Consider the following 7,388-nt stretch of genomic DNA (forward strand, 5'->3'; position numbering starts at 1 on the left):
ACATTACTCTCGCGAGTTTGGACGCTGTATGCGATGCGAAGCGAGTCCTTTAGGGCTTTTCAACCCCGCATTAGGGCGATGGGACTTACACCCATATCGGAAACTAAGTTATCATCTGGTGAGTTATGAATACTCATTACCAGAGCCATCTGTCTCCCTATTGAATAGGTTTAAGATGAACGAATCGCACTGTAGACGAACCTCGCACATCCGAATGTTTGCGCTAGCTCTAATCGCTGCGCTGAAGTGGGATAAAATCTGTACTTAAAACCTCTAAGCTGTTTCATAGAGGTATCTTACCAGATTACTAGCTTCGCTGTAAAGTTCGATTCATAAGGGCGTCCCGCCTGTGGTTTCCCAGGCGTTTATACCGCCCATCCCATCGCGTCCCGCGATGGTCTTCTCTCACGAAAGATAAAAACATGAGTCGGATATGACTTAATTATTAAACTTCTTGCACCCACTCCCATAAAATCTGGTTGAGTCAAGTCAAAAGCTATAGGTTTTGATTTTGGGTTGATTTTTGCAAGATGTCTAGTGGTTATAACAGTTAACTGATTACCGGTTTAACCAAAACGATAGCCGAAACCTCGCACGGTAATTAAGTATTCAGGTTGGCTAGGATCGACTTCTAATTTTTCTCGCAACCAACGAATATGAACATCAACAGTTTTGGTATCTCCTAGAAAATCTCCTCCCCATACTTGTTCAATTAAATGCTCTCTCGACCAGACGCGACGAGGGTAGCTCATAAATAGCTCTAGAAGACGAAACTCTTTAGGAGAGAGGTTAACTTCTTCTCCTCGCACGACAACTCTGCATTCTTGGGGAAAGAGATTGATATCGCGGTATTTTTGTACTGGTGTTTGAGCTTGAGAGCTATATCTCTGACGACGCAATAAAGCACGACAGCGAGCAATTAATTCTCGCATACTGAAAGGCTTTGTCAAATAGTCGTCCGCTCCTACTTCTAAGCCCAAAACGCGGTCTGTTTCGCTACCTTTGGCACTAACTACTAGAATCGGTGTAATATTGCCTTGATATCGCAATAAACGACAAATATCTAAGCCGTTAACTTCTGGTAACATTAAGTCCAAAATAATTAAATCTGGAACAAATTCGCGATCGCTCTGATTCTTGTTTTGTAATAAATTAAGAGCGTTTCTCCCGTTATTAGTGATTTGTACTTCATAGCCTTCTTCCTCTAAGGCAACCAAAACCATATCTCTAATTAAGTCTTCATCTTCTACCAATAAAATACGATTTTTGTGGTTTAGTCCTGATTCTGAAGAAGTTTGAGGATTTTCGAGAGAAATCATAAGTATTACGGATGATAGATTCTGGACTCTACAATTAAAAAGGCTTGACCTAGGTTTTTAAATGTAAAATTTAAGCCTAGCAATTAATAAATTAGGCTAAATTGAACCTTGGTGCAAGACTTAAATCTTAAATTAAATATTGAGAAATTAATAATCTTAAAGATTGACTCAATGAATGTAAATTTATTTTTGAATTCTGCTATGAAAAAAACCACGCCTTTGGTGAGCGTGGTGGTCAAAACATCAATCAAGTTATTGAAACTTAATTTAAAATTAAGCAGTTTATTAAATAAAAAATGGCTATTTCTTAGTACACTCCAGGATTATAACGATCGTAACCTGCATTCATAACATCGGATGCCTCAGTAACTACGAAGTTTTCTAAATTGGCCTGTAAACGTTCTTGTTGTTTTTCACTCAAGCTAGGAATATTCAAAACATCCTCTACATTGGTGTAGGGTGCATTCTGAATAATTTTACTGGCTAGGTTAGGATAAAAGCCACGTAAACTACGGAAATCTCTAACATCACTGTTATTTAAGTCTACTTTTCCCTTAATTTCTCCAAGCTTGTCATCAGCAGCATTACGACGAGCAGCAAAGATAGGACTAGACTGCATCGTAAAAACACTTAAATTCCCAGCTTGAGCCGAATTAATTCCAGAAAATCCCCATGCACTGATGGTCATTAGTACAGCAGCAAGAATGCTGGCAAATCTCTTCATCAATTTTTTCCTCCCTGTTGAAAATACATTAGTTGTCAAAAACTAATACATTTTTAAATAACGTTAGTTTTTATAGTATATTGATTCCTGCCCACAAATTCTATCAGATTAGTTATTTAAGAAGAAAGAACTCAGAAATTAAGAAAAAGAAATCAGACAAATGATTCTCAGAAAAAAACAATAAATTATCAATTGAGTTGCCAAAATATCTAATTTTAGTCATTTTCGCTGTTTTACGGAGAAGGATTGGGCAAGCCAGGAAGGTTTTCAGGATCGGGAATTTGAGGCATAGAGGGAGTTGTCGAGTCAGAATTACCATTTTCTGTGGCGGTGGGAATAGTTGCTAAGGCTACGCGATCGCCACCGACTTCTCGCAAGATATCTAAAACCTCAACTACTTCTCTGTAAGTAGAGTTTTGCGCTGCGTATAGCACCATTAAACCATTAGGGTTGTTTTCGTTGTATTCTTCAATGTGAGCAGATAAGAGACTTCTGGTGACTAGCTGTTTCTCCACGTATAACTGACCAATATCATCAATAGTCACAATCAACATATCGCGCATTTGAGGAGTACCCGTTTTTGCCTGGGGTAGATTAAGGCTAATGGCTTGCTGACGAGTAAAATTGACTGCTGCTAGTAAAAAGAAAGTCAGGATACAAAAAATAACATCAATCAGAGGCAATAACTCAATTCTGAGATCGCTGCTTTGAGTTTCATCTTGCCATAGTCTAAAGCGACGAATCGGGGCGGGAGCAGCATTATGTTTACTGTACTTGCGTTTTTTTTTCAGGGACTGATCTTGGCGATCGCTATTCATGGGAAGTATCTAATAACTTGTTATTGTTATTGCTGCAAAATTTGTTGTTAATAATTAGTTTGAAGTATCAGGCTTGCGCTTTCTGCGTCTTGGTGGTGAACCTTGCAACTTGGTTAATTGTTGTGATGTAGGAGCTATTTGAGTATTTTGTGATTTTTGAGTATTTTGTGATGTAGGAGCTATTTGAGTACTAAAGTTGAATTTTTCTCCTTCACTATCTGCACTAATTTCTAAATCTTGGGCTTCAAACCACTTTTGACGATAAAGTACTTCTAATTCACTACCTGTTTTGCGAAATAGTCTGACTCGACTCGACCAAAATGCTTGAAATAAGCGATAAAAAGACAAACTAAAAATTGCCACTAACAAGCCTAATGCAGTAGAAATTAAAGATTCCCCAATTCCGAGGGTGACTCCTGAAGTGGAGGCTGTACCGAGATCGCTAATTTGGATGGAACTTAAAGACTTGATTAATCCCCAAACCGTACCAAATAGACCCAACAAAGGAGATAATGCCACAATGGCTTCTAGCAGTTTTTCCCCTTTACGCATTTGGGCTAGTTCATCATCGGCTGCTGCTTCTAATGCCAAATGAAAGATATCAGGGTCGGGACTTTCTAATTGCAAAGGAGAATTAACAAACCTGGCTAAAGGATGATTTTTATACTCCCGAACTATTTTCGCTACCAGAATCCAGTTAAGATTTGCTGCTTCCATAACGCGCTTGAGAATAATTTTCTCTTGGAGCAACACCCTAGACCAAAACCAACTTCTTTCAATAATAGTGGCAATGGAAAGTACAGATAGTACTAATAGGGGCCAAACAGCTATACCACCCTTGGCAATAATTTCAGCTAAAGTCACAGTGTTAAATTTCCTCCTATTTGATGATCCCCGACTTCCCCAGTTTAGATACTGCCGTTATTATCGATCGATATAAATATAAATGTTATCAAACTCATCACTATATAGCACGGTAGCAAATAAATGTCCAGATAGAACGCAATTAGATAAGCATAATCAACTTTAATCAAGTCCGAGATCAAGAGGGGGTTGATTTTCGCAAATATCTGCTACTGCATCACCCAATCCAAATGTTGGGGTAACAATTTATGGAGATCGTAGCGTTCTACGATAGTTTCTCTGGCTTGAGCGCGAATTGCCGCCATGCGATCGCGATTTTCCAAGGCTTCGATTACTCTTTCTGCTATTTGTTTGGGTTTAAAGAAATCTACTAACAAGCCATTGACCCCGTCTTCAATCACTTCTTGTACTGGGGAAGTTGCTGAACCCACAATTAAACAGCCAGTAGCTAAAGCTTCTAACATCGACCAAGATAAGACAAAGGGACGGGTGAGGTAGATATGAACCGAAGATGCTTGCAATACCTGTAGATATTCATTGTAAGGAAGTAAATCGGTGAAGTGGACGCGATCGCTATCTAGAGGAAACTTCTCTAGCAGGACATCTTTATAGGTTTGATTATTCGGTAGTGATTTACCATAAGCCACACGATTTTTACCCACAATTACAAAATGACATTGGGGTCGTTTTTTTTGCAAAATGGCAATAGTTTCAATTAATTGAGGAAATCCTCGATAGGGTTCCATTCCTCTGGCGACATAGGTAACGATTTCTGGTACTTCCGAAAGGTCTAGCTTAATACGAGGTAAAACTAATTTTGCTCCTTCGATGGGCTGAAAATAGTTAATATCGATGCCGTCATGATGTACTTTTATCTTTGGCTGAAACTCAAGGGGAAATTGTTGTCGTTGCCAATTAGTGGGGGATAATCCGCGATCGCAGCTATACAAGTCTAGTAATATCGGAGCATTTTTAGTTCTAATACGAGCTTCATCGTCTGAGTTAATGGGATCGCTCGGATCGAAGTCAGCATCAGACCCGTGGGCATTATAAAACCACTCAAAATAACATAACAACTTACTTTTAGGAAACACATCTTTCATATACAAAGTAGGACCCCAACCAGAATGACCATAAACAATATCGGGGATGAAATTATTATCTTTGAGTTGCTGTGCTAAGCGGTAAACGGCTTGTCCTTCTAGTACGGCATTTTCTAAAGGTCTGACATAATGATGGGTTTCTGCTCTAGCAGTACGAGATTTTTCATACAGAATTTTAGTTACCCCCGCAATGTTACCTTCACGGCGATTTGTCCCGTAAACTACCTGATTTTTAGGGTCTTGTCCCAGACTAGCTGCTAAATGGCGGAACTGAGCTGGAAAATTAGGATGTAAAAATAAAATTTTCATGTCGAATAATATAACTAAAACCACTGCAAGTTAATAGCTACACTTAAGATAAAGTAAAAAATACTGTGTAGTTAGATAAATAAATAAATATGACCTCTTGGCGCGCTCGCTTAAATAAATTTTCAGGAAAAACTCGCTATGTTGTCTGTCGCCTCTTTATTCATCTGAGTGGACAAGAAGTTGCTCCTTTATTGGGTGTTCTCAACCAAGTAGCTAGGGATGCAATGGATGCTGATGGTGAAATGTCAGATTTAGGAGAAGGATTAGTTTCTGTCTGTCAAAATTTACTACAAATGAACACCTCTTGGCAATCTGCTGCAAATGAAGGAGATGTTTTTTGGGATGAAGGGGAAGCAGGAGATTACGTAGAAGAATTATTTACCGACTCTGCTCAACGATATCTTAGTGAACCAAATTTGAGTCAAACTCTCACAGAAGAAGAGTCTCTATCTATACCAATTACTGATAACTTAGTTGTAATGCTAGGTGTTGCTTATGAAGGAGAAGTTCTCGATCTAGAAGCTAATTTAGCTGATGTAGAGGCTCTGGAATACGCTTTGAAGGCTTTGATTAATTTACATTATCAAGAGCAACTAAGAGCCATTCAAATTCACTTTTCTCCTGCTCAATTAGGAGATTTACTTACTGAAGATCAATTACTAGCTAATTTCCCAGAATTAATTCCTTTATAAAGAACAAATAAAGTTTTTATCTTATCTTGGTAAAATAGTTAACATTTTAAAATAGTTAACATTTTTCAAAAAATATCAAGTTTCATGATCTTTACAAAAATTAATCTAGCTCTAAAACTACTATTATGAGTGGTTTTCACCATGAAGTTGGCTAATTTAATAAGCCGAATCAAAGATTCAATAAAATTCCGTGTATAATTTAAAAAGGCATTAGCAGGTAACTAATGCACTAAATCCAAAAGTTCTTGGTCGAACTTAGTTTGATTTAATTATTTCACAGTTTATTGGTTGGTCTAAAGACTAGGATATTGTCAGGTAGCAATATCCTTTTTTTTGTCAACTATTCTTAATTTTGGGATAGCCTTTTATTATAATAACCTTAATCTAATTATCTAACTATTGTACTTAAAGTGTCTTGCGCAAATTTACGGATTTTACATACATAAATTTGCTGAGAACTTCAATTTTTTTCTTCTAACAAGAACAAAGCAGTTAAAATTATTTTGTCAAGAAGAAAATCTTATGCAGGTCTTAATTCTTGGTCGAACTTAATCAAGTAAATGTAAGTACCGTCAATCAAGACTAAAGTACTAATTGCTTACATAAGCTATTTCACAATTTATGGGTTACAAATAGAGATATTATTCAAAACAATACGTAATTATCGTCTCAGTAATATAACTGATTTGCTCTTAGGATGATAACAATACCATCTTGAAAATGTCTTCCGTAAAAATACGCATTTTTTGCTTCAATTAAGAGCTACGTGCATATACTAGTTTTTATTACATATTGCCCAAGACGTAATTTTCCTACATCTATCAAAAGGTATAGAAAATTAAGGACTAGAAAAAAAAACTTTTAAAATAATTTCGTGAATATTAATTTTACAGTCCTCTGGCATCAGGAAAGCAAATTATGGTTAAATTAACCAGCTACACTGACAGCAATACCTCTCAAATCAGCAATATTCGCCCTAAAAAGTTGCTCTGAAATATATTGATACTTTGTAAGTAAAAGTCTCTATCAAATCCTTAAATGAGCTCTATTGTCCCTCTTTGTCCATATCATACGTACCATGTTCCCACAGTTCGTATTAATCACCAATGCTTGTCCATACCATTTCTGCCATTGTTCTCGATCCTTCAGTGAAATATTTGTTTATCTGATGGGGAAAAGAACAATCTTTTTCCTACGTTGATTCTAATTTCATAAAAGAAATACTCAGCAGAAAAAATACTGTTTTCTTCAGGTCTTGGTTTAGAAAAGTTCAGGTCTTGGTTCAGGTGCTTGTCCATGTATATCAAGTAATACTTCTTGATTAAGCTAACAATCATTCAAAGTAATTAGAGTTAACCATAAATCGAATTTAGGTAGAGAAGTTGCAGCTCGAAGAATAATCGTTAAATAAAGAGTCAATTTTTCTTTCTTTTATAGCATTACGCATATACGTTAGGACATTTTTTAAAAGCTGTATCAACACATTCTCTAACAGTTTCAAATTCTTTAACTCTCTGCTTCATCCAAGTTTTGAGAACCGACCACCAACGCTCTATCTT

At 36.8% G+C, this 7,388-nt stretch carries 6 protein-coding genes and 1 pseudogene; 1 reads left to right on the forward strand and 6 read right to left on the reverse strand.

Annotation, left to right across the window (positions count from 1 at the left end; translation table 11 throughout):
* Nucleotides 1-182: 182 nt before the first annotated feature.
* The 6 genes and pseudogenes from H1P_RS29080 to H1P_RS29105 all read right to left on the reverse strand — a co-directional run.
* Nucleotides 183-287, reverse strand: a pseudogene (locus tag H1P_RS29080) (helix-turn-helix domain-containing protein); the annotation flags it as partial.
* Nucleotides 288-566: 279 nt separating this feature from the next.
* Entirely contained in the window at nt 567-1,319 is a 753-nt protein-coding gene (locus tag H1P_RS29085) for a winged helix-turn-helix domain-containing protein (protein WP_144874320.1), read from the reverse strand.
* 307 nt (nt 1,320-1,626) lie between these two features.
* Nucleotides 1,627-2,043, reverse strand: coding sequence for a photosystem II complex extrinsic protein PsbU (psbU, locus tag H1P_RS29090; protein WP_144874322.1), 417 nt, complete (start codon nt 2,041-2,043; stop codon nt 1,627-1,629).
* 233 nt (nt 2,044-2,276) lie between these two features.
* Entirely contained in the window at nt 2,277-2,861 is a 585-nt protein-coding gene (locus tag H1P_RS29095; protein ID WP_144874324.1) for an ExbD/TolR family protein, read from the reverse strand.
* 54 nt (nt 2,862-2,915) lie between these two features.
* The gene (locus H1P_RS29100; RefSeq protein WP_144874327.1) at nt 2,916-3,725 is read right to left on the reverse strand and encodes a MotA/TolQ/ExbB proton channel family protein; all 810 of its coding nucleotides are present in this window, start codon (nt 3,723-3,725) and stop codon (nt 2,916-2,918) included.
* A gap of 209 nt (nt 3,726-3,934) precedes the next feature.
* Complete coding sequence (locus H1P_RS29105) at nt 3,935-5,137, reverse strand: glycosyltransferase family 4 protein (RefSeq protein ID WP_144874329.1); 1,203 nt, start codon at nt 5,135-5,137, stop codon at nt 3,935-3,937.
* Between the two features lie 89 nt (nt 5,138-5,226).
* Between H1P_RS29105 and H1P_RS29110 the strand changes: the two genes are divergently transcribed.
* The gene (locus tag H1P_RS29110; protein ID WP_144874330.1) at nt 5,227-5,829 is read left to right on the forward strand and encodes a DUF1517 domain-containing protein; all 603 of its coding nucleotides are present in this window, start codon (nt 5,227-5,229) and stop codon (nt 5,827-5,829) included.
* Nucleotides 5,830-7,388: the final 1,559 nt, after the last annotated feature.

It is taken from the genome of Hyella patelloides LEGE 07179 (assembly GCF_900659865.1).
GTDB classification, from domain to species: domain Bacteria; phylum Cyanobacteriota; class Cyanobacteriia; order Cyanobacteriales; family Xenococcaceae; genus Hyella; species Hyella patelloides.

Excerpts from the sequence above, each read along its gene's own strand:
- H1P_RS29085 (WP_144874320.1), bottom strand. The coding sequence starts at position 1,319 with ATGATTTCTCTCGAAAATCCTCAAACTTCTTCAGAATCAGGACTAAAC.
- psbU (WP_144874322.1), bottom strand. The coding sequence starts at position 2,043 with ATGAAGAGATTTGCCAGCATTCTTGCTGCTGTACTAATGACCATCAGT.
- H1P_RS29095 (WP_144874324.1), bottom strand. The coding sequence starts at position 2,861 with ATGAATAGCGATCGCCAAGATCAGTCCCTGAAAAAAAAACGCAAGTAC.
- H1P_RS29105 (WP_144874329.1), bottom strand. The coding sequence starts at position 5,137 with ATGAAAATTTTATTTTTACATCCTAATTTTCCAGCTCAGTTCCGCCAT.
- H1P_RS29110 (WP_144874330.1), top strand. The coding sequence starts at position 5,227 with ATGACCTCTTGGCGCGCTCGCTTAAATAAATTTTCAGGAAAAACTCGC.